Annotated in this window: 20 protein-coding genes and 1 tRNA gene; 2 read left to right on the top strand and 19 right to left on the bottom strand. The window is 66.3% G+C overall.

Annotated features, from left to right (window positions below; translation table 11 throughout):
* Position 1: 1 nt before the first annotated feature.
* The 16 genes from V6M37_RS00465 to V6M37_RS00390 all read right to left on the bottom strand — a co-directional run bounded on the left by V6M37_RS00465 (position 2) and on the right by V6M37_RS00390 (position 16,025).
* Entirely contained in the window at positions 2 to 877 is an 876-nt protein-coding gene (locus tag V6M37_RS00465) for a branched-chain amino acid ABC transporter permease (protein ID WP_332669956.1), read from the bottom strand.
* A gap of 124 nt (positions 878 to 1,001) precedes the next feature.
* Positions 1,002 to 2,150, bottom strand: coding sequence for an ABC transporter substrate-binding protein (locus tag V6M37_RS00460; RefSeq protein ID WP_332669954.1), 1,149 nt, complete (start codon positions 2,148 to 2,150; stop codon positions 1,002 to 1,004).
* A gap of 178 nt (positions 2,151 to 2,328) precedes the next feature.
* A complete protein-coding gene (gene pcaF / locus V6M37_RS00455) occupies positions 2,329 to 3,534 on the bottom strand; it encodes a 3-oxoadipyl-CoA thiolase (RefSeq protein WP_332669952.1) in 1,206 nt (401 codons plus the stop codon).
* 13 nt (positions 3,535 to 3,547) lie between these two features.
* Positions 3,548 to 4,867 carry a phenylacetate--CoA ligase PaaK gene (paaK, locus tag V6M37_RS00450; protein ID WP_332669950.1) on the bottom strand — a complete coding sequence of 440 codons (1,320 nt, stop codon included), beginning with the start codon at positions 4,865 to 4,867 and terminating at the stop codon, positions 3,548 to 3,550.
* A 102-nt stretch (positions 4,868 to 4,969) separates the two neighbouring features.
* Positions 4,970 to 6,631: a phenylacetic acid degradation protein PaaN gene (paaN, locus tag V6M37_RS00445; protein ID WP_332669948.1), complete on the bottom strand. Its 1,662-nt coding sequence runs from the start codon at positions 6,629 to 6,631 to the stop codon at positions 4,970 to 4,972.
* 75 nt (positions 6,632 to 6,706) lie between these two features.
* Positions 6,707 to 7,783: a 1,2-phenylacetyl-CoA epoxidase subunit PaaE gene (gene paaE / locus V6M37_RS00440; RefSeq protein WP_332669946.1), complete on the bottom strand. Its 1,077-nt coding sequence runs from the start codon at positions 7,781 to 7,783 to the stop codon at positions 6,707 to 6,709.
* Positions 7,784 to 7,811: 28 nt separating this feature from the next.
* On the bottom strand, positions 7,812 to 8,345 hold the full coding sequence (gene paaD, locus V6M37_RS00435; protein WP_332670009.1) for a 1,2-phenylacetyl-CoA epoxidase subunit PaaD: 534 nt from the start codon (positions 8,343 to 8,345) through the stop codon (positions 7,812 to 7,814).
* Between the two features lie 11 nt (positions 8,346 to 8,356).
* Positions 8,357 to 9,112 carry a 1,2-phenylacetyl-CoA epoxidase subunit PaaC gene (gene paaC, locus V6M37_RS00430; RefSeq protein WP_332669944.1) on the bottom strand — a complete coding sequence of 252 codons (756 nt, stop codon included), beginning with the start codon at positions 9,110 to 9,112 and terminating at the stop codon, positions 8,357 to 8,359.
* 21 nt (positions 9,113 to 9,133) lie between these two features.
* Positions 9,134 to 9,415 carry a 1,2-phenylacetyl-CoA epoxidase subunit PaaB gene (paaB, locus tag V6M37_RS00425; protein WP_053419311.1) on the bottom strand — a complete coding sequence of 94 codons (282 nt, stop codon included), beginning with the start codon at positions 9,413 to 9,415 and terminating at the stop codon, positions 9,134 to 9,136.
* A gap of 130 nt (positions 9,416 to 9,545) precedes the next feature.
* Positions 9,546 to 10,547, bottom strand: a complete 1,002-nt coding sequence (gene paaA, locus V6M37_RS00420; protein WP_332669937.1) for a 1,2-phenylacetyl-CoA epoxidase subunit PaaA — start codon at positions 10,545 to 10,547, stop codon at positions 9,546 to 9,548.
* 355 nt (positions 10,548 to 10,902) lie between these two features.
* Positions 10,903 to 11,535 (bottom strand): response regulator transcription factor, encoded by a 633-nt coding sequence (locus V6M37_RS00415; protein WP_332669935.1) that lies wholly within the window; start codon positions 11,533 to 11,535, stop codon positions 10,903 to 10,905.
* A complete protein-coding gene (locus V6M37_RS00410; RefSeq protein ID WP_332669933.1) occupies positions 11,510 to 12,640 on the bottom strand; it encodes a PAS domain-containing sensor histidine kinase in 1,131 nt (376 codons plus the stop codon). Before V6M37_RS00410 ends, V6M37_RS00415 begins: the two co-directional genes overlap by 26 nt.
* Before the next feature lie 403 nt (positions 12,641 to 13,043).
* Positions 13,044 to 13,120 (bottom strand) — tRNA-Arg (locus V6M37_RS00405).
* Between the two features lie 263 nt (positions 13,121 to 13,383).
* Positions 13,384 to 14,301 carry a ketopantoate reductase family protein gene (locus tag V6M37_RS00400; RefSeq protein WP_332669931.1) on the bottom strand — a complete coding sequence of 306 codons (918 nt, stop codon included), beginning with the start codon at positions 14,299 to 14,301 and terminating at the stop codon, positions 13,384 to 13,386.
* A gap of 33 nt (positions 14,302 to 14,334) precedes the next feature.
* Positions 14,335 to 14,832, bottom strand: coding sequence for an Rrf2 family transcriptional regulator (locus V6M37_RS00395; RefSeq protein WP_332669929.1), 498 nt, complete (start codon positions 14,830 to 14,832; stop codon positions 14,335 to 14,337).
* Between the two features lie 293 nt (positions 14,833 to 15,125).
* Positions 15,126 to 16,025, bottom strand: coding sequence for a cache domain-containing protein (locus V6M37_RS00390; protein WP_332669927.1), 900 nt, complete (start codon positions 16,023 to 16,025; stop codon positions 15,126 to 15,128).
* Positions 16,026 to 16,255: 230 nt separating this feature from the next.
* Here V6M37_RS00390 and V6M37_RS00385 point away from each other — a divergent pair, with 230 nt between their 5' ends.
* The gene (locus tag V6M37_RS00385; RefSeq protein ID WP_332669924.1) at positions 16,256 to 16,513 is read left to right on the top strand and encodes a hypothetical protein; all 258 of its coding nucleotides are present in this window, start codon (positions 16,256 to 16,258) and stop codon (positions 16,511 to 16,513) included.
* 73 nt (positions 16,514 to 16,586) lie between these two features.
* Positions 16,587 to 17,702: a metal-dependent hydrolase gene (locus tag V6M37_RS00380; protein WP_332669922.1), complete on the top strand. Its 1,116-nt coding sequence runs from the start codon at positions 16,587 to 16,589 to the stop codon at positions 17,700 to 17,702.
* 65 nt (positions 17,703 to 17,767) lie between these two features.
* Here the strand turns inward: V6M37_RS00380 and V6M37_RS00375 are convergent, their stop codons facing one another.
* The 3 genes from V6M37_RS00375 to V6M37_RS00365 all read right to left on the bottom strand — a co-directional run.
* Entirely contained in the window at positions 17,768 to 18,823 is a 1,056-nt protein-coding gene (locus V6M37_RS00375) for a 2-oxoacid:ferredoxin oxidoreductase subunit beta (RefSeq protein ID WP_332669920.1), read from the bottom strand.
* Entirely contained in the window at positions 18,820 to 20,667 is a 1,848-nt protein-coding gene (locus tag V6M37_RS00370; RefSeq protein ID WP_332669917.1) for a 2-oxoacid:acceptor oxidoreductase subunit alpha, read from the bottom strand. The genes V6M37_RS00375 and V6M37_RS00370 overlap by 4 nt, the downstream gene beginning before the upstream one ends.
* 2 nt (positions 20,668 to 20,669) lie before the next feature.
* The coding region (locus V6M37_RS00365) for an FAD-dependent oxidoreductase (protein WP_332669913.1) at positions 20,670 to 22,252 on the bottom strand (1,583 nt) is incomplete at its 5' end.

Here is a 22,252-nt window from a genome sequence, read left to right as displayed (position 1 = left end):
GTCATACCCGGTCGGTGGTCTTCTTCCCGAACAGGCCCTGCGGCAGGAAGAAGAGGATGAGAAGGATCAGCACGAAGGGCATCGCGTCCTTGTAGGCGGACGAGATGTAGCCGGCGGTCATCGCCTCGACGACGCCCAGCAAGAGGCCGCCGACGATCGCGCCGACGCCGCTGCCGAGACCGCCGAGGGTCGCCGCGACGAAGCCCTTGAGGCCCATCATGATGCCGACGTCGTAGCTGGTGTAGGTCATCGGCGCGACGAGGATGCCGCCCAAGGCGCCGAGCGCCCCGGACAGGCCGAACGCGAGCAGCAGGATGAAGCGCGTGTTGATGCCGACGAGCTGCGCGGCGAGCTTGTTGCACGAGGTCGCGAGCACCGCCTTGCCGAGGGTCGTGCGGCCGAAGAAGAGCGCGAGCGCGACGACCACGACGAGCGTCACACCCATCACCCACAAGCTCTGCGGCATCAGCGTCGCGCCCAGGATCGCGATCGGTTCCTCGCCCGAGAACGCCGGCAGCGCGTGGTTGCCCTTGCCGAGGAACACTTCAGCGAGCCCGCGCAGCGTGAGCGATGCGCCGATCGTGATGATGACCAGCGTGACGACTTCGGAATTGCCGGCCGGCTCGATCGCGAGCTTCTCGACGATCAGCCCGGCCACCGCCGCGGCCAGCACCGCGAGCGCGATTGCCAGCGGCAGCGGGACGCCCGCCTGCACGAGCAGCGCCGCGGACATGCCGCCGAGCATGATGAACTCGCCCTGCGCGAAGTTGATCACGCCCGAGGCGCTGTAGATGAGTGAGAAACCGACCGCGGCCAGCGCATACATCGCGCCGACGGTAAGTCCGGAAAAGAGGAACTGCAGCAGTTCGGACAGCACGGAATACTCCTTCGGAATTCGGGACGAACGGGTTCCCGCCGCCCCCGGGGAAGCCCGGGGGCGTTTCGATGCACAGGCAGCGGGAGGCGGCCGCCGAAGCGCCCGCCGTGGGGAATCGCGGCGCTTAGTTCAGCAGCGTCCAGTCACCGTTACGGATCTCGAGCATGCGGAAGGCCGAGAGGCTCAGGCCCATGTGATCCGACGCGGACATGTTGAAGGCCCCGCTCGTCGCGACGAAGTTCGTCGTCGCCTCGAGCGCGTCGCGTACCTTCGCCTTGTCGGTGGAACCGGCCCGGCGGATCGCATCGGCGGCGAGCATCAGGCCGTCATAGGCATAACCGCCGAAGGTCGAAGGCTCGGACTTCCAGCGCTCGGAGAAGGATTTCGCGTAGTCGCTGACGACCTTCTTCTGCGGATCGGTGGCCGGCAGCTTGGCCGCGATCGGCAGCGCGGGCGACGGCAGGCGCACGCCTTCCGCGGCGGGGCCGGCGAGGCGGATGTACTCGCCCGAGGCCACGCCGTGCGACTGGTATAGCGGCAGCTTGATGCCGAGCTGCGCGAAGTTCTTCGTCACGACCGCCGGACCCTGGCCGAGGCCGAACACGAAGACCGCCTGCACGCCCGGCGCGCCCTTGATCTTCGTGAGCTGCGCCGTCATGTCCGTGTCCTTGGGACCGTAGGTCTCGTCGGCGACCAGCGTGATGCCGTACTTGCCGGCGACCGCCTGCGCTTCCTTGCGTCCCGACTGGCCGAAGCCGCTGTTCTCGGACAGCAGCGCGACTTTCGTCAGGCCGGCCTTCTTCATGTCGTCGAAGACCCGCTCGGCCGCCATGCGGTCCGTGTGCGGCGTCTTGAACATCCACTTCTTCGTCGGCTCGACGATGACCACCGCGCCGGCGAGCGAGATGAACGGCACTTGTGCCCGATCGACCAGCGGCGCGATCGCCATCGTCGCCCCGCTCGTCGTGCCGCCGATGATGAGATCGACCTTGTCATTCTCGATCAGTCGCTTCGCGAAACCGTTCGCCTTGCCCGATTCGCTGCCGTCGTCGTAATGCACGAGTTCGAGCGGACGACCCAGCACGCCGCCGTTCTTGTTCAGCGTTTCGACGTACATCTGCAGCGTCTTCAGCTCGGGGTCGCCGAGGTAGGCCGCCGGGCCGGTGACCGACAGCACCGCGCCGATGCGGATCGGGTCCGCGGCGTAAGCCGTGCCGAGGGCGGCGCAGGCCGCCGCAGCGAGTGTGAACTTGATGAAAGTGCGCTTTTCCATTGGGAGTCTCCTTCAATATCTTTCTTGTTACCCCGTCAACGAAATCCCGTCCGTGCCGGGCCCCTGGAAGCCCGGCCGCAGCCTTTCGACACGCTTGTCTCAAACCGTGTCGAAGGGCCCGCAGCGAACGGAGATCGTTGCCTCGGTATGTTTGCGGCCTATGTGGCCCGTCGCTGGGTCACACGCGCTCGATGATCAGCGCGATGCCCTGCCCCACGCCGATGCACATCGTGCACAAGGCGTAGCGGCCGCCCGTGCGTTCGAGCTGGTTCAACGCCGTGGTGACGAGGCGTGCGCCGGAGGCGCCGAGCGGATGGCCCATCGCGATCGCGCCGCCGTTCGGATTCACGTGCGCGGCATCGTCCGGCAGGCCGAGGTCGCGCGTGACCGCGAGCGCCTGCGCGGCGAACGCTTCGTTGAGCTCGATCACGTCCATGTCGGCGAGCGTCAGGCCGGCCTTCGCGAGCACCTTCTTCGACGCCGGCGACGGGCCGAAGCCCATGATGCGCGGCGCGAGTCCCGCCGCGGCCATCGCGACGACTCGGGCGCGCGGCTTCAGGCGGTAGCGATCGACCGCGGCTTCGGACGCGAGCAGCACCGCGCACGCACCGTCATTGACGCCCGAGGCGTTCCCCGCGGTGACCGTGCCGTCCGGGCGCACCACGCCCTTCAGCTTCGCCAGCGTCTCTAGCGTCGTTTCCGGCCGCGGATGCTCGTCCGTCGTGACAAGCTTCGGATCGCCCTTCTTCTGCGGAATCTGCACCGGCACGATCTCGTTCGCGAAGAGCCCCGCCTCGTTCGCGGCCGCCCAACGCTGTTGCGAACGCAGCGCCAGCGCGTCCTGGTCGGCGCGGCTGATGTTGAACTCGGTCGCGACGTTCTCGGCGGTTTCAGGCATCGAGTCGATGCCGTACTTCGCCTTCATCAAGGGATTCACGAAGCGCCACCCGATCGTGGTGTCCTCGATCTTCGCGCTGCGCGAGAACGCCGTCTCGGCCTTGCCCATCACGAACGGGGCGCGGCTCATGCTCTCGACGCCGCCGGCGATCAGCAGGTCGGCTTCGCCGGACTTGATCGCCCGCGCGGCCATGCCGACCGCGTCGAGGCTGGAACCGCACAGGCGGTTCAGCGTCGTGCCGGGGACGTCCTGCGGCAGCCCCGCCAGCAGCGCCGCCATGCGCGCGACGTTGCGGTTGTCCTCGCCCGCCTGGTTCGCGCAACCGTAGATCACGTCATCCACCGCGGACCAGTCGACGCCGGGGTTGCGCTCGACCAGCGCACGGATCGGCAGTGCCGCGAGGTCGTCCGCGCGGACCGCGGACAGCGCGCCGCCGTAGCGGCCGAAGGGGGTGCGGATGGCGTCGCAGATGTAGGCGTTGTTCATCGTCTCCACCTCCTCAGGCCGTCACGTTGCGCTTGTCGATCAGGCGCTTGGCCTTGCCGACCGAGCGGAACAGCGAACCGGGCTGGGCCATCGTCGTCTTCGTGCTGATGCCGATGTAGGACTTGATGTTGTGCTGCAGCAGCTTCGCGAGCTCCTGCTGGCGCAGCGGACCGAGGTCGGCCGCTTCGGTCGAGAGTTCGACGACGACTTCCATCTTGTCCATGTGGCCGTCGCGGGTCAGCTCGATCTGGTAGTGCGGCGACAGCTCCTTCTGCTTCAGGATCAGCTCCTCGATCTGGCTCGGGAACACGTTCACGCCGCGGATGATCAGCATGTCGTCCGAGCGGCCGGTGATCTTGCCGATGCGGCGCATCGAGCGCGAAGTCGGCGGCAGCAGGCGCGTGAGGTCGCGGGTGCGGTAGCGGATGACCGGCAGCGCCTCCTTCGACAGCGAGGTGAAGACCAGCTCGCCCTCCTCGCCGTCGGGCAGCACTTCGCCGGTCTCGGGGTCGATGATCTCGGGGTAGAAGTGATCTTCCCAGATCACCGGGCCGTCCTTGCTCTCGATGCACTCGCTCGCGACCCCCGGTCCCATCACTTCGGACAGGCCGTAGATGTCGACCGCGTCGATGCCGGCGCGCGCTTCGATCTCGTGGCGCATCGCCTCGGTCCAGGGCTCCGCGCCGAAGATGCCGATCTTCAGCGACGACTCGGCCGGGTCGAGCCCCTGGCGCACGAACTGCTCGAGGATGTTGAGCATATAGGACGGCGTCACCATGATGGCCTTCGGCTTGAAGTCCTGGATCAGCTGGACCTGGCGCTCGGTCTGGCCGCCGGACATCGGCACGACGGTGCAGCCGAGGCGCTCGGCGCCGTAATGCGCGCCCATGCCGCCGGTGAAGAGGCCATAGCCGTAGGAGATATGCACGACGTCGCCCTTGCGCACGCCCGCCGCGTAGATCGAACGCGCGACGAGGTTCGCCCAGTTGTTGATGTCGTTCTGCGTGTAGCCGACGACGGTCGGCTTGCCGGTCGTGCCGCTCGACGCATGCACGCGGACGACTTCTTCACGCGGGACGGCGAAAAGGCCGAAGGGATAGTTGTCGCGGAAGTCCTGCTTCACCGTGAAGGGGAATTTGGAAAGGTCTTCCAGCGTCTTCAGGTCCGACGGATGGACGCCGGCCGCCTCGAAGCTGCGGCGATAGTGCGGGACGTTGTCGTAGGCGTGCTGCACCGTCTTCTTCAGGCGCTCGAGCTGCAGGGCGCGCAGTTCGTCGCGGCTGGCCGTCTCGATCGGGTCGAACCCGATGCCATGTTCCATGCGTGCGTTCATTCCAGTACTCCTCTCTCTGTGGGGTTGGGACGGCGGCGGACCTTCCTGTCCGGGTCCGCTTCGCCGTCCTGTCTGCTAGGTATGTTGTGGTTATGTTGTCGCTTACGCGGTGAAGCGATGCTGGATCACACGGAAGCGGTTCGCGACGAAGGCGCTGTCCGAATAGCTCGCGTTGGCCGACGGATTGGCGCCGGTGCCGTGGTAGTCCGAGTACGCCGCCGACTGGTTCACATAGACGCTGCCGGTCAGGTTCAGCGACAGCGCCACGCCCGCGCGCTGGGTCGCCGCGACGACCTGCTGCACGAATTCCGGCTTGCTGCTGTAGGCGCCCACGGTCAGCGCGCCGTGCTCGGTCGTGATGCGCTCCGACAGCGCGACGGCTGCCGCAGCGTCCGCGGTGCGCACGACGAAGGCGATCGGACCGAAGCGCTCTTCCATGTAGACCGCCTCGTCCGCAGCGTCGCACTTCAGCAGCACCGGCGTGCGCACGGTCGCTTCTGCGAAATCGGGATGCGCGACCGGCTTCGACGCCAGCACCACCTCGCCCCAGCTCGCCGCCTCGTCGAGGCGGCCCAGCGTGTCGGACGACTGGATGCAGCCGAGCACCGCCGCGGCGACGGCCGGATCGGCGAGCAGCTTGTCGATCGACCGGCCCAGGTCGGCCGCGACCTCATCGAAGCTCTTGTGGCCCTGGTCGGTGTCGATGCCGCCGGCCGGCACGAGGATCGCCTGCGTCGTCGTGCACATCTGCCCCGAGTACAGCGACAGCGTGAAGGCGAGGTTGCGCAGCATGCCCTTGTAGTCGTCGGTCGATTCGATGACGACGTTGTTCACGCCAGCGAGCTCCGCATACACCTGCGCCTGCCGGCAGTTCTCGATCAGCCAGTTGCCGAAGGTGTTGCTGCCGGTGAAGTCGATCGACTTCACCGCCTTGTGCGTCGCGAGGAAGCGCGTCAGTTCGCGCGAGTCATCGACGGCGAGCAGCACGGCGTTGGGGTCCGCGCCTGCTTCCGCGAGCACTTCGCGCAGCACGCGCACGGTGATCGCGGCGGGCAGGATCGCGTTGCGGTGCGGCTTCACGATGACCGGGTTGCCGGTCGCGAGCGCCGCAAAGAGGCCCGGATAGGTGTTCCAGGTCGGGAAGGTGCCGCAGCCGATCACCAGCGCGACGCCGCGGCCGACGATCTCGTAGCGCTTCTTCAGCACCAGCGCCGGATTCTTGCCTTGCGGCTTTTCCCAGTGCGCCTCGGCGGGAATCGCCGACATCTCGCGCCAGGCGTAGGCGACGGCTTCGAGCGCGCGGTCCTGCGCATGCGCAGCGCCCGCCTGGAAGGCCATCATCCACCCCTGGCCGGTCGTGAACATCACCGCATGGGCGATCTCGAAGCTGCGCTGGTTGAGGCGCATGAGCGCTTCGAGCAGCGCACCGACGCGTCCTTCCGCGCCGAGGGCCTGCAGCGACGCACGCGCCGCCTGCGAGGCCTCGATCAGCGCCTCGCCGCTGCAGCGCGGATAACGGATGTTCATCGGCACGCCGTAGGGCGAGCGCTCGCTGCCCGCGGTGCCGGTGCAGCCGGGCTGGTCGAGCTCGAAGTCGGTGCCGCAATAGGCGTCCAAGGCGGCGCGGCCGTCGGCCATCGCGGTTTCGCCATACACCTTCGGGCTCGGCATTTCGGAGAACGGGCTCCAGTAGCCGCGGTCGGCGACGGCCTGGACCGCGCGGTCGAGCATCGCCTGACGGCGATCAAACATCGGGTGGGTCATTTCGATTCTCTCTATGGGCTGGGTGCCGGCGCGGCCTCTTTTCGGGCCGCTGCCGGGGGTGCGTCGGGTGAGGGCTCAGGTTTCCTGGTCGAAGTCGATGACCAGCTTGTCAGTGACCGGATAGCTCTGGCACGACAGGCGGAAGCCGCGCGCGACCTCGTAGTCCTCGAGCGCGAAGTTGGTGTCGTGGTCCACCTCGCCGTCGATCACTTTGCAGCGGCAGGTCGAGCACACGCCGCCCTTGCACGAATACGGCATCTCGATGCCCTGCGCGAGGCCGGCGTCGAGCACGGATTCGCGGTTCTTCGGCATCATGAATTGACGCACGCGGCCGTCCTGGATCACGGTGACTTCGCAGTCCTCCGTCCCCTTGACCGGATGCGAATGCGCCGGCCGCGGCCCCTTCGGCAGGCTGGTCGCGAAGAGTTCCATCTTGATCGCCGACTTGGGCACGCCGTGCTCCTGCAGCGAGGCCGATACCGCTTCCATCATGTCCATCGGGCCGCAGATGAAGGCGACGTCGATGCGCTTCGGGTCGATCCAGCGCTTGAGCAGCGCGTCGCAGCGCTCGCGGTCGATGCGGCCGTTGAAGAGGTCGATGTCCTGCTGCTCACGCGACAGCACATGCACTAGGTTGAGGCGCTCGCCGTACTGGTCCTTCAGGTCCGCCAGCTCTTCGCGGAACATCACGCTCGACGACGAGCGGTTGCCGTACACCAGCGTGAAGCGGCTGCCCCGCTCGGCGGCGAGGATCGTCGTGACCAGCGACAGGATCGGGGTGATGCCGCTGCCCGCCGCGAACGCCGCGTAGCTGCGGTGCTGGTGCGCGTCCGGCGCGACGCCGAAATGGCCCGAGGGCGGCATCACTTCGACGCTCACGCCCGGCTTCAGGAAGTCGTTCGCCCAGTTCGAGAACAGGCCCCCATGCACGCGCTTGATCGCGATGCGCAGCGCGCGCTCGTCGGCGCCCGAACAGATCGAGTAGGACCGGCGTACGTCCTCGCCGCCGATCTCGGTGCGCAGCGTCAGGTGCTGGCCGGGGGCGTAGTGGAACGCCTCCGCGAGCGAGGGCGGCACGTCGAAGGTGACGACGATCGCGTCGCGGGTCTCGGGGCGCACGCTGGCGACCCGCATATCGTGAAACTTGCTCATCTCTCTTGCTCCTCTCGGCGTGCCTTTCTCAGTGGCACTTGAAGTAGTCGAACGGTTCGAGGCAGTCGAGGCAGCGGTGGAGCGCCTTGCACGGGGTCGAACCATGACGGCTGATCGGCGCGGTGTTCGCCGAGCCGCAGTGCGGACATGCGGCGGGCGCGTCCTCGACGGCATGCCGGCGCAGCCTGCTGATGTCGATCACCTGGCGCCCGTCGGCGCGACGGGCAGGCGGCGCGATGCCGTATTCCTGCAGTTTCCGGCGTCCCTCGCTGGTCAGCCAGTCCGTCGTCCAGGCCGGCGCGATGCGGCTTTCGAGCCGCACGCGCTCCACCCCCCGCTCGCGCAGCGCCTCCTCGATGGAGCGGCCGATGACTTCCGTCGCCGGACAACCCGAATAGGTCGGCGTGATCACCACCTCGCACACCGCCCCGGCCGGCTCGTTGTGCCAGTTCACCTCCCTCACGATCCCCAGATCGACGATGGAAATGGCCGGAATTTCGGGATCGGGCACATCGGCCAGCCAGCCCCACACTCTGTCGCTGCGTTCGCGCAAGTCGGCCATCGCCGGCACGCTCACCAAGTCGCGCCGGGATAGGCGCGCTGCAGGAACTGCATCTCGGCGAGCAGCAGGCCCAGGTTTTCCCCGTGCCGCCCCTGCTTGCCGCCCTTCTGCATCCATTCGCCTGCGGGAATCTCGAGCGTCGCCTCGGCGAAGACTTCGCTCACGATCGCGAGCCACGCGCCCTTCAGCGTCGAGGGATCGCACGCCAGGCCCTGCGCGCCGAGCAGTTCCTCGGTCTCGTCGGCGTTGAACATCTCGCCGGTGAACATCCACAGCTCATCCACCGCGGCCTGCACGCGGCGGCGGCTCTCGGCGCTGCCGTCACCCAGGCGCACCACCAGGTCGCTGCTGCGGCGCAGGTGGTAGGCCACTTCCTTGATCGCCTTCGAGGCGATGTCGGCGATGCGGTCGTCGGACGAGCGCATCAGCGCCTCCAGCACGAGCTGATGCCACGCGTCGAAGAAGAACTGGCGCACCAGCGTCTGGGCGTAATCGCCGTTCGGCTGCTCCACCAGCAGCAGGTTCGTGAACTCGTGCGAGTCGCGGCGGAAGGCCAGCGCGTCCTCGTCGCGGCCGCGTCCCTCGACCTCGCCGGCGTAGGACAGCCACATCCGCGCCTGGCCGATCAGGTCGAGCGCAATGTTGGTCAGCGCCATGTCCTCCTCGAAGGCCGGGCCCTTGCCGCACCACTCCGAAAGGCGCTGCGACAGCACCAGCGCGTTGTCGCCGAGGCGCATCAGATAAACGGACTTGTCATCGAGCAGCATGTCTGTCTCCGGTCCTGGTCATCACATGTGCTTCACTTCTTCCGGCACCGGGAAGAAAGTCGGGTGACGATAGATCTTGTTGTTCGCGGGCTCGAACAGCGCTTCCTTGTCGGCCGGACTGCTCGCGGTCACTTCGGACGCGGGCACGACCCAGATCGACAGGCCTTCGTTGCGGCGCGTGTAGACGTCGCGGGCGTTGTTGATCGCCATCTCGGCATCCGGCGCATGGAGGCTGCCGACGTGCTTGTGCGCAAGGCCGTGCTGGCTGCGGATGAACACTTCCCAAAGGGGCCATTCCTTCATTTCTCTTCTCCTCTCGATCTCGTTATTACGCGCGGGCCACGAAATACCGTTCGGCTGTGCCTGTCGAAGCCCTGCTATTGCCCTTCGACGGGCTCAGGGCGAACGGAAGCAGTCGGTGACCGTGCTGATGTCAGGCGGCCTTGGCTGCCGCAACCTGTCTTTCGGATTTCTTTTCGGCGTGGGCGAGCAGCGCGTCGCGGAACCACGCACCGTCGTCCCAGGCCTTCACGCGGGTGCGCAGGCGGTCGCGGTTACAGGGGCCGTTGCCGGCGACGACCTGGCGGAATTCCTCCCAGTCGATCTGGCCGAAGTCGTAGTGGCCGGTGTCCTCGTTCCACTTCAGCTCGGGATCGGGCACGGTGAGGCCCAGGTATTCGGCCTGCGGCACGGTCTGGTCGACGAACTTCTGGCGCAGCTCGTCGTTCGACAGGATCTTGATCTTCCACTGCATCGACTGCGCGCTATGCACCGAGTCGCTGTCCGGGGGCCCGAACATCATCAGGGCCGGCCACCACCAGCGGTTCAGCGCGTCCTGCGCCATCTGCTTCTGTTCGGGCGTGCCGCGCGCCATCGTCATCACGAGGTCGTAGCCCTGGCGCTGGTGGAAGGACTCCTCCTTGCACACACGCACCATCGCGCGCGAATACGGGCCGTAGGAGCAGCGGCACAACGGGATCTGGTTCATGATCGCCGCGCCGTCGACGAGCCAGCCGACCGTGCCGATGTCGGCCCAGTTCGTGGTCGGGTAGTTGAAGATGCTGGAATATTTCACTTTGCCCGACAGCAGGTCCGCATAGACCTGGTCGCGCGTCACGCCGAGCGTCTCGGCCGCGCTGTAGAGGTACAGCCCGTGGCCGGCCTCGTCCTGGATCTTGGCCAGCAGGATCGCCTTGCGCTTCAGCGTCGGCGCGCGCGTGACCCAGTTGCCTTCGGGCAGCTGGCCGACGATTTCCGAGTGCGCGTGCTGCGAGATCTGGCGGATCAGCGTGCGACGGTAGCCCTCGGGCATCCAGTCCTTCGCCTCGATCTTGATGCCGGCGTCGATCTTTTCCTGAAACGCGCGCTCCTCGGGCGACATCTCGTCCAGGCCCTGCACCCGCTTCATCCCCGTGTCCACCATCTGGGCGTACATGTTCTTTCTCCTCTCTTCGGGTTCGTGCATCCGTCGTCAGACGTGATACGTATCCTCGCGTTAGATCTGTCTCTGATGACTCATGACAATCGCGCGTTGATCGAATACTAGGGGAGGGCCCGAGGTCGGACTGTCGGCGTGTTCCCGACCTCTTGTAGGAAATTTCCGATTGCGGACGGGGGAAGGACGGTAGGCGCCGAGTGCCTTATGCAGCAAGCACGCGAAGACAATGCGGGGGTTATCGCGATACAGACTCGTCCGTCTTCATGAATCGCCTTGAATCATGACCCGGATTCCGCGACGCGACGCGCGGAGAATCCGTGCAGGCGAAGCAGGGGGAGCGGCGGCCCGCGGCTCAGTCCAGCAGCCCGTTGCGCATCGCGTATTGCACCAGCTCGGCGTTGCTCGTGAGGCCGAGCTTCTCGAGGATGCGGTTGCGGTAGGTGCTCACCGTCTTCACCGACAGGCACATTTGCACGCCCACGTCGGTCAGCGACATGCCGCGCACGATCTTCATCATCACCTGCATCTCGCGCGCGGTGAGCTTCTCATGGGGAGCGCCCTCGCGCGTCCGATCCATCTGCATCAGGAGATTCGCGGCACTGCGCGGCGACACATAGCGCCCTCCCCCGACTACGTGACGGATCGCGCTCAGCAGTTCCTGCGCCTCCACATCCTTCGAAAGGTAGGCGTTCGCCCGCGCGCGCAACGCGAGCACCGCGTACTGCTCCTCCGGATACATGGACAACATGATCACCGGCAGGTCCGGTCGCTCGATGCGGATCGACTCCAGCGTGTCGAGACCGCTGCGCCCCGCCATGTTGATGTCCATGATCACGACGTCGAACTCGCCAGCGCGGATCTTCGCGAGCGCGCTCGCCCCGTCGCTCGCCTCGTCCGCGACGTGGATGTCCGCCTCGTCCGAGAGCATGCGCCTCAGCCCGGAGCGGAAGATTGTGTGGTCATCGACGATCAGCAGCTCGATCATTACTCCGTCGCCCCGAGTGGCCCGGCACAGCCAGGAGCACGACGGTTCCCCCGCCAGCACGCGCATGTACATACAAGGAGCCGCCGATGCTACGCGCGCGTTCGGCCATGCTCAACATCCCGATCGACCCTTCCCGCATCGACGGCCGGTCGATGCCTTTCCCGTCGTCGCGAACCTGCATCTCGAAGCAACCGTCCCGGCTGCGCACGCGCACCTCGACCGTTTCTGCCTCCGCGTGCCGCCCGATATTCGTCAAGGCCTCCTGCAACACCCTGAAGCATTGGGTGGCCGTCTCCACGGACAAGTCGGGCTCGCCCCCCTCCACCGTGAATCCGACCGGGATTTCGTTGCGGCGCCCGAAGGCTTCGAGCTCACTGCGAATGGTGGCAACCAGCCCGAGCGTATCCAGCATGCCCGGCCGCAACTCGTCCGAAATCTGTCGGACGGTATCGATCGTGTCCTGGACGAGCGGCAGGAGTTCTTCCGTAATCTCACGGATCTCCGCCAGCGCAGGATCGGAAGTCCGCCGCTGGATGCGAAAGACATCGAGCTTGATCGAACTGAGCATTCCGCCGAGGACATCGTGCAACTCGCGCGCGAGCTGACTGCGCAACTCCTCGCGCGCACTGTTGAGATACGACGCCAGTTCGCGCAACCGCCGCCGCGAGCGCTGGAGATCCTGATCGCGGCGAACCCGCTCGGTGACGTCGATTACGACCCCCGCCAGCGCGGGATGGCCGCGGTAGTCAACTCGCGAACCGTGCACCTCGATATGAACGACATGGCCGTCGCGATGCCGACAGCGGGTGAAATAGCGGATCGACGCCACCCCTTCGTACACGCGAAGACGGTAATTCTTCATCGCCTCCCCGAGAAAATCCGGGAGAACGAGGTCTACGATCGACGTCCCGACGAACTCCTTCTGCGTGTATCCGAACATCTCGGCGAAGGTCGAGTTCACATACTGGAACCGCTCGTCGAAAACGAGGTATACGCCCGCCAGCGACTGCTCGATGATCCCCTGGAAAGGAATGTCGTGGAATTCGATTTCCGGACGTTCAGCTTGCGGACCGGTCGCGTCGGCGGGAGCTGCAGGATTGGCCATGAGCTATCGAAACATTCCTGGCGATCGACGTCAATGATGCGCGCCTTCCGGTTGTTTCGACCCGACCGGCCCTCGGTTCTCCAGTGACGCCGAGAGTACGAACTTCACTCAGCCGGACACCGAGGGGGAACCTGCCTTCATCGGCAGCGGCGCACCGAGCGTCAACAACGGGTCGGACTCGGTCAATGAGGGCTCCCGCGCACCGCCCGTTCGAGCCGGCGCCTAGCCCTTCGACACTGGCGCGCAAGCGACCGTGGCGCCGGATGACGGACGTGGAGCATGGGTATGACCGACGTGCGCTCCAAGCCCATTCCTGCCCTTCGCCCCTGCGACGGCGAAACCGGAAGTTTCGTCCAAAACGCAAAAAGGCCAGTCTTTCGACTGGCCTAAGTGCTTGATATTCTGGCGCGCCCGGAGAGATTCGAACTCCCTACCCCTTGGTTCGTAGCCAAGTACTCTATCCAGATGAGCTACGGGCGCTTTGCAAAGAAGCGAGATTTTATACATTCTCGCGCTTGCGTCAACTACCTTTGCGAAACTTTCTCGAGCTACCGACAACTCCCGAATACCTTGAAGCAGGCGTCCGTGACGATTTTTGCCGTTTTTACCGCTCTCGCTCGTTCGCAGAGCCGGCATTATGGCGATCGGACTTCGACTTTGCAAGTTTCGTTTCGATTTTTCGTTCGGGCGATCGAAATTGGCCTGCGGTCAGGCCCCTTCGGCCTCGACCTCATCCCAATCGCTCAGCGTTGCGAGGCCGCGGTGCCCAAGCGGGAGGCTTCGGAAAGGCGCAACAGATGGCAAAGGGCCGCGTGCGTCGGCACTTCGGCGCGATGGCGCGCGGCCAATGAGAGAAATGCGACGGTGAGCGCATCGATTTCGGTCGGGCGACCGGCGAGGACGTCCTGCAACATGCTCGACCGGTTCTCCGCGGTACCCGCGATCACGTCGAAGACCCGCGTTTTCGCGGCCGCCTCGTTCAGGACGAGGCCTTCGGCGCGCAGGACCGGCCAGGCTTCGCGAACCAAGGCTTCGACGCAGATGCGGTAAGGCGGATCGGCGAGCGCACCGTTCGGCACGCGGAAGAGCGCGGTGACCGGATTGATTGCGAGATTGACGAGCAGCTTCGCAAGCCGCGCGGCGTAGATTTCGCGCTCGACGCGTGCCGGCAGTCCCGCCCGGGACAACTGCTCCGCGACGGGCTCGAAGCCGGGCGGAACGAGCGTCTCGCCGAGCCCGGCGGGAACGACGCGCTCTCCATCCCGCCACGCACCGGCGGTCGTGACGCCCTGCCCGCACGGCAGCGCGCCGAGCACCTCGCGAAGGCGCTCCTCGACGAGTCCGTTCTGCAGCGACAGCACTGCTTTCGGGCGCATCGCGAGCGCACAGCGCGCGGCGGCCTCGGTGTCGCCAGCCTTGACGAGAATGATCACGTAATCGGCGCGGGGCGCGTCGGCGGCGGTAAACGCCGCGATGCGGATCGGCTGACCGCCGACTTCGATTCCGCTGCGCAATGCCCGTGCGCGCGCCTCGTTACGCGCGACGACGGCAATCGGACCGACGCCGGCGAGGCGTGCCGCGAAGCTCAGTCCGAGAGCGCCGGCACCGACGATCGCAATCGGGTAGCGGCCAGGAGTTTCCTCAGGATGATCGGTGGACAAGATGCGGACTCCGCTTCCGCCGGCAAATCCGCATCATCCGACGTTCGGCGGCGTCCTCGCGGCACGGGCGCGGGCTCGCCTCGGCGCCGGATGCGGCGCGTCGTGCTTTGCGAGGTACAGCAGCTCCCGCTGCGGCGCCTCGAGAACTTCGGCGAGCGATACGCGGTCAAGCGAGTGCAGAAAGGCCTCCAGCGCCGTCGCGAGGACGCCCTTCAGCTTGCAGTTCGGCGTCAGCAGGCAGTTGCTGTCGTGGCCGAAGCATTCGACGAGTTCCATGCCGCGCTCCATGCGGCGGACGACGGCGCCGATCGCGATCTGCGCCGCAGGACGCGCTAGCCGCAGGCCGCCGCCCTTGCCTCTGAGTCCGTCGACGAACCCTTCGCGGACGAGCTGGTTCGCGACCTTCATCAGATGGCTGCGGGAGATATCGAAGCGCTGCGAGACTTCGGCGATCGTGACCAGCCGGTCGGTGTTCGCAGCGAGATAGATCAGTACGCGCAAGGCGTAGTCCGTGTGCTGCGTGATGTGCATGGATTTCTCCGATCCGTCACTGGTTTCGAGTCAGGAATTATACGAGAGGGCGTGGAAACATTCCTTGCGGTTGACTCTTCTAAAGGGTCCTCTTCATTCTCCAACGGGCGCCCGTCCCGCCTTGCGCGGACGAGCGGACGAACCGGGTTAAGGGGAGCGCGCCGATACCTGACGGCGAGCACCGCAGCGTCCCGGACGGTTGTCAGCGAGGCGCTGCGGGCGCCCTTCGCCGCCACCGGCCCCGCTTTCGGTGCCGCAGCAAAGGACTGTCGGTTACGCCCTCGTCGGGGCCGTCAGCGGATGTAGTAGCCGACGCCGACGAGCATGCCGTCGACCTTGCGGAAGTAGCTGTGCTTCGATTCGAGCTTTTCGGTGACGGGGTTGCGCCACGCGTAGTCGAGTTCGCCCTCGCCCTTGCGGTCCGCGATGTTGATCATGTCGGCGACGATCGACTTGCCTTTCGGATCGCGTAGCGACACCGCGTCGCGGCCGACGAGGACCGGGGTGGCGCCGTGAGCGACGAAACGCCGGCTCGCGAGATCGACGGCGAACACGTAGAGGTCGTCCTGCATGAAGCCGCCATCCACGCGGTTGAACGCGTCGACCGCGCGTACCTGGCCGTCCTTGACCGCTGCGACCGCCCGCTCGAGCAGCGCCTTGGCCTCCTCCGGCGACGCGCGCTGGAGGTAGTAGCCGACGGCGAGAATACGGCCGTCGACCTTTTCGAACAGCGTAACCTTCCGCTCCATGCGATTCGTCGCGCGGTTTTCCCAGCGATACTCGACGCGCCCGCTGCCCTTAGTCGCAGCCGCATCGAGCAACTCGCGAAAGAACGGCTTGCCGGTGACGTCCTCCATGTCGGCAACGTTGCGGCCGACGAGGTTCACCGACGGGCCGCCGCTCGCGAGCATCATTCCGTCGGGGTCGACGACGTAGACATACAGCTCCTTGTCGGCGAACTCCGGCGAGCGGTTGAATTCGGGCAGCGCCGCGTCGCCCACCTCGCGGTAACGCGCGACGGCCTTTTCGAGCAGCCGTGCGCTGCGGTTTTCGTCGGCCAGCTGCACGAGGCTGGTCGCCGCCGGGCGGGTCGTCGTGGACGCCGGAGCGGCCGATTCCGCAGAACCGGCCGCGTGCAGCGGCGAAAGGGCGATGCCGAGCAGACAGGCCGAAGCCAGGCGAAGCGCGTTCATGTGTGAATGACGTCCTGTAGTTGTTTGATTCGGAAAAATTATCGGAAGTGGCGGCGCTTAGCAATGATGGAGCGCAAACATTCCAGCGTCGGCCCCGCGGACGGTGCCGCCAGTCGGCGTTCGGCCGCGCTGCCGTGTGCCTCCGCCACGAAGCTCGGGTAAAGTCGCCGCACGATCCGCGATACCCAAGAGGCGCGGGGCGGACGGAATTCGAAAACTTCGGAGAGCGCATGAGTCGCGAGATCGAGCTGAAGCTGGTCAGTCTGCCGCAGGATGTCCACGACGTATGGGCGGACGTGCTGCGGGTGAGCTATCCGCGGCTGCGTCTGCGCGGGCGTCCGAGTTCGCCGTGGAAAGTGCATGAAGTCGTCGAAACGCGCGCGCGGATTCTCGAAAGCGGCGACCTCGAGTTGTTCGCCGAGACCGGCTTCGGCGCTCCTGTGACCCTCCTCGTGCCATCGCGCGAATGGTCGTGGCGCTCGCGGTGAGCGGTCGTGTTCGTGACCCGGTCCATCGTCGCCCGACGATGAACCCGATCTTCCTTCTCGCCTCCAAACCGTCATGGACACTTTGACCCACGCCCTGTCCGGTGCCCTGGTCGGCCGCCTGTTGGCGCCGAGTCGCCGCATACCGACCGCGGCTGCCGGACAGGCGGCCGTCCCGCCCGCCTGGCAGCTCGTCGCCGCCGGCACCGTCGCCGCGGCCTTCCCGGACATCGACTTTCTGCTCGGCTACGTTTCGGACATCGCGTACCTGCGCGGCCATCGCGGCGTGACGCATTCGCTGTTGCTGCTGCCGCTGTGGGCGATGCTGCTGTCGTGGCTCGCGACGCGCGTGTTCGCCCCGGCAGCGGGGATGACGTCGCGCTGGCGGGCGTTCTACCCGGTGGCGGCGGCGGCGCTCCTGATCCACATCGTCGGCGATCTGATCACGCAGTTCGGGACGATGATCTTCGCGCCGCTCTCGGACCGGCGCTTCGGCTGGGGCACGACCTTCATCATCGACCTCGTCCTCAGCGGCCTCCTTGTCGCGGGCCTCGGCGCGAGCGCGATCTGGCGACGCAGCAGGATCCCGGCGGAAGCGGCGCTCCTCCTCGTCGCGGGATGGGTCGGCGTCGGCGCCACGGGGCGCAGCGAGGCGCTCGCGTTCGCGCGCGCGTACGCGGCAGCGAACGATATCCATCCGGTCGCCGTCGATGCGGCGCCCCGCCCGGCTTCGCCGTTCAACTGGACCGCGATCGTGTTCGACGGCGAGCGCTACCATTACGCGCACGTCAACACGCGCCGCAGCGAAGTACGCCGCGCGGATCCCGACGACAACTTCATCCGCCGCCTGTCGGCACCCTATCGGCCGTTTGCGCAGGCCGAATGGCAGACGCGGGCGAAGTTCGGCAACGGCGCAACGCAGGAGCTCGCGCGCGAAGTCTGGACCGCGCAGGACTTTGCGTTCTATCGCTGGTTTGCGATGTTCCCCGTGCTCGATCATGCCGAGGGCCGCGACGACGGAAGTCGCTGCGCGACGTTCCGCGACCTGCGCTTCGAGCTGCCCGGACGCGATGAGTTGCCGTTCCGTTATGGTCTCTGCGAACGCGCCGGTCCGCGAACGACGGCACAAGCGAGCCCGTGGCAGGCGTACGAATTCGTCGCCGGCGCCAGGCGCTGGATCGCGGTGAATTGATTTCTTCGGACCGGCGACGAGCGGGATCGCCCCGTCACCGGTCCCTTCCAAGCGCAGAGCGTGCGCTATCGCAGCAGCGCGTTCAGCGCATCGAGCGCCTTGCTGCCGGGACACAGGTACGCGTCGCCGAGCTGATTCAGCGGTTTTTCGACCGTGTTCAGGTGCGCGTGCATGTCCTGCCCGCTGCTGTCGACGTACAGCAGCCCGGTGACGATCTCGCCGAGCGCGTGGCGTTCCTGCAGATGGTTCATCGCACCGATGCGGTCCGACGGGTCGTAGTCGACCGCGAGCTTGCGCAGATGGAGGATCGAGCCGTCGTGCTGCACGATGCGGCGCAACGAACCGGCCGGGTACGAGGTTTCGATCGGATCGCGCGGCAGGATCACTTCGACGCGGTTCACTGCCTCGTTGTGTTCGCGCACGTAGTCGTAGCTCTTCGTCGATCCGCTGTGGTTGTTGAACGTCACGCACGGGCTGATGACGTCGATGAAGGCCGGGCCGTTGTGGCGCAGCGCGCCTTTGATCAGCGGCACGAGCTGCTCCTTGTCGCCCGAGAAGCTGCGCGCGACGTAGGTCGCACCGAGCTGCAGCGCGAGCGCGACGAGGTCGATCGGGTTGTCGCTGTTGATGACGCCCTTCTTGCTTTTCGAGCCCTTGTCCGCGGTCGCGGAGAACTGACCTTTCGTCAGACCATACACGCCGTTGTTCTCGACGATGTAGGTCATGTTCACGCCGCGCCGCATCGCGTGCGCGAACTGCCCGATGCCGATCGACGCCGAGTCGCCGTCGCCCGACACACCGAGGTAGATCAGGTTGCGGTTCGCGAGCGCGGCGCCGGTCAGCACCGACGGCATCCGGCCATGCACGCTGTTGAAGCCGTGCGAGTTGCCGAGGAAGTAATCCGGCGTCTTCGACGAGCAGCCGATGCCGGAGAGCTTCGCGACCTTGTGCGGCTCGACGTCGAGGTCGAAGCACGCCTGCACGACCGATGCACTGATGGAGTCGTGGCCGCAGCCGGCGCACAGGGTCGAGATCGCGCCCTCGTAGTCGCGCCTGGTGTAGCCGAGTGCATTGCGTGGCGCGTCGGCGGCGAGGAGTTTCGGTTTGGCGAGATACGTCATAGGGCCACCTTGCGCAGCGGGCTGATCTTGCGGTCGGACAGGGCATCGGCGATCCGGCCGGCGATGAAGCGCGCGGTGATCGGCGAGCCGTCGTAATGGAGCACGCGGATCAACCTCTTCGGATCGATTTCGCCTTCGTTGATCAACATTGAGCGGAGCTGGCCGCTCTCGTTCTGCTCGACGACGAAGACCTGCTCATGGTCCGCGATGAACTGCAGGATCTCATCGCAAAACGGGAAACCGCGCACGCGCAGCGTGTCGACGTGGATGCCGTCGGCTTCGAGCAGCGCGCTCGCCTCGGCCATCGCCGGGGCGGTCGAGCCGAAGTGGATCGCGCCGTAGCGGGTCGGCTGCGACGCGGATTGCAGCACCGGCGCCGGCACGAGCGTCTTCGCGCTATCGAACTTCCGCCGCAGCCGCTCCATGTTGTAGACGTAGTCGGCGCCCGACTCGCTGTATTTCGCGTACGGATTGCGCGTCGTGCCGCGCGTGAAGAACGCGCCACGCGTCGGGTGCGTGCCCGGGATGGTCCGATACGGGATGCCGTCGCCGTCGACGTCGAGGTAGCGGCCGAAGTCCTTGCCGGCTTCGAGTTCGTCGTGCGTCATCAGCTTGCCGCGGTCGTAGCGACGCTCGTCGTTCCAGTCGAACGGCGCACACAGGCGCTCGTTCATCCCGATGTCGAGGTCCGACAGCACGAACACCGGCGTCTGCAGCCGCTCGGCGAGATCGAATGCGAGTGCGCTGAACGTGAAGCACTCGTACGGATCTTCGGGGAACAGCAGCACGTGGCGCGTGTCGCCGTGCGACGCGTACGCGCACGACAGCAGGTCCGACTGCTGCGTCTTCGTCGGCATTCCGGTCGACGGGCTGCCACGCTGGATGTCGACAATCACCGCCGGGATTTCCGCGAAGTACGCGAGCCCGAAGAACTCCTGCATCAGCGAGATGCCCGGGCCGGACGTCGCGGTGAAGGCGCGCGCGCCGTTCCACCCGGCGCCAATGACCATGCCGATCGACGCGAGCTCGTCCTCGGCCTGCACGATCGCATAGCGCGCGCGGCCGTTGTCCGGGTCGGTCCGGTACTTGCGGCAATAGCTCGAGAACGACTCGATGACCGAGGTCGACGGAGTGATCGGATACCAGCCGGCGACAGTCGCGCCCCCATAGACGGCACCGAGCCCGCAGGCGCTGTTGCCGTCGATGAAAATGCGATCGCCGACCCCGTCGGCGGGCGCGATGGTCAGTCCGATGGGGCACGGCAGGTTCGTCCGCGCATAGTCGTAACCGAGGCGCAGCGCATTGATGTTCGCCTGGATCAGCTGGTCCTTGCCGCGATAACGGTCGGTGATCAGCGTCTCGACGACGGTGAAATCCATGTCGAGCAGCGCGATCAGCGCGCCGATGTACATCACGTTCTTGAACAGCTGGCGCTGGCGCGCGTCCGTATATTCGTTGTTGCAGATCGCCGTGAGCGGCACGCCGACGACCGTGATGTCGTCGCGGAACTTCGAGGGCGGGAGCAGCTTCGTCGAGTCATAGAAGAGATAGCCGCCGGGGTCGATGCTCGCGACGTCGCGGTCCCAGGTCTGCGGATTCATCGCGACCATCATGTCGCAGCCGCCGCGCGCACCGAGCCAGCCCGCTTCGGACACGCGGACCTCGTACCAGGTCGGCAGCCCCTGGATGTTCGACGGGAAGATGTTTCGCGGCGCGACCGGCACTCCCATGCGCATCACCGCCCGCGCGAAGAGTTCGTTCGCCGACGACGAGCCCGAGCCGTTGACGTTCGCGAACTTGATGACGAAATCGTTGCACCGCTGGATGGATTTTGCGTTCGTCATTTTCATTCCCCCTTCACGCCGGCCTGTGCGACGTCGATCCGGAATTTCTGCATGTCCCACGCGCCGGTCGGACAGCGCTCGGCGCACATGCCGCAATGCAGACAGACATTCTCGTCCTTGACCATCACGCGGCCGGTCTTGAGTCCTTCGGCGAGATACAGCGCCTGTTCGAGGTTCCTCGCGGGCGCATTCAGCCGGCCGCGCAGCTCTTCGTCGTCGCCGTTTCCGGTGAACGTGATGCACTGGGTCGGACAGATGTCGACACAGGCGTCACATTCGATACAGAGCTTCGGCTTGAAGACGGTCGCGATGTCACAGTTGAGGCAGCGCTCCGCTTCCGCCCACGCGAGCGCGGGGTCGTAGCCGAGTTCGAATTCGAGCTTGATGTCCTTCAGCGCGAGTTCGAGCGTCTTCACCGGCACCTTGCGGCGCGCCTCCTCCGACACCTGGTTGTCGTAGCTCCACTCGTGGATGCCCATCTTCTGGCTCACGAGGTTCACCGTCGGCGGCGGGCGCTTCGTCAGCGGCTCGCCGCGACAGAAGAGGTCGATCGAGATCGCCGCGTCGTGGCCTTGCGCGACCGCGGTGATGATGTTCTTCGGCCCGAGCGCCGCGTCGCCGCCGAAGAACACGCGCGGCAGCGTCGATTGCAGCGTCTTCGCGTCGAGCACCGGCATGCCGTAGCGGTCGAACTCGATGCCGATGTCGCGCTCGATCCACGGGAACGCGTTCTCCTGGCCGATCGCGAGCAGCACCTCGTCGCATTCCATCAGTACGTCGGGCTCGCCGGTCGGCACCAGCGAACGCCGGCCGCTATCGTCGTATTCGGCGCGCACCTTCTCGAACAGCACGCCGGTGAGGCGCCCGTTGTCGTGCGTGAATTCCTTCTGCACCAGAAAGTTGTGGATCGGGATGCCCTCGTGCAGCGCGTCTTCCTTCTCCCACGGCGACGCCTTCATCTCGTCGAAGCCGCTGCGGACGACGACCCGCACGTCCTCACCGCCGAGCCGGCGCGCGGAGCGGCAACAGTCCATCGCGGTATTGCCCCCGCCGAGGACGATAACGCGCTTCGCGATGCTCGTGACGTGGCCGAAGGCGACGTTCGACAGCCAGTCGATGCCGACGTGGATGTGTGCCGCGGCTTCCTTGCGTCCGGGCAGGTCTGCGTCGCGCCCGCGCGGTGCGCCGGTGCCGACGAACACCGCGTCCCAGCTGCCGGCGAGGAGTTCGCGCAGGCTCGCGATCCAGGTGTTCTGCCGCATCTCGACGTCGAGCCCGGCGATGTAGCCGCACTCCTCGTCGATCACGCTATCAGGCAGGCGGAACTTCGGGATCTGGCTGCGCATCATGCCGCCGGCCGACGTGCCGCTGTCGAACACGGTGACCTGGTAGCCGAGCACCGCGAGGTCGCGCGCGACCGTCAGCGAAGCCGGTCCAGCGCCGACACAGGCGATGCGCTTGCCATTCTTCGCAGCCGGCGCCTTCGGCAGCAGATCCTCGATGTCGTCCTTGAAGTCGGCCGCGACGCGCTTGAGGCGGCAGATCGCCACCGGCTCCGTATCGACGCGTCCGCGCCGGCACGCCG

This window comes from Aromatoleum sp., assembly GCF_036675785.1.
In the GTDB taxonomy this organism is placed as follows: domain Bacteria; phylum Pseudomonadota; class Gammaproteobacteria; order Burkholderiales; family Rhodocyclaceae; genus Aromatoleum.
Note: the sequence above shows the minus strand (reverse complement) of the source record. Positions and strands in the feature narration are given on the sequence as shown.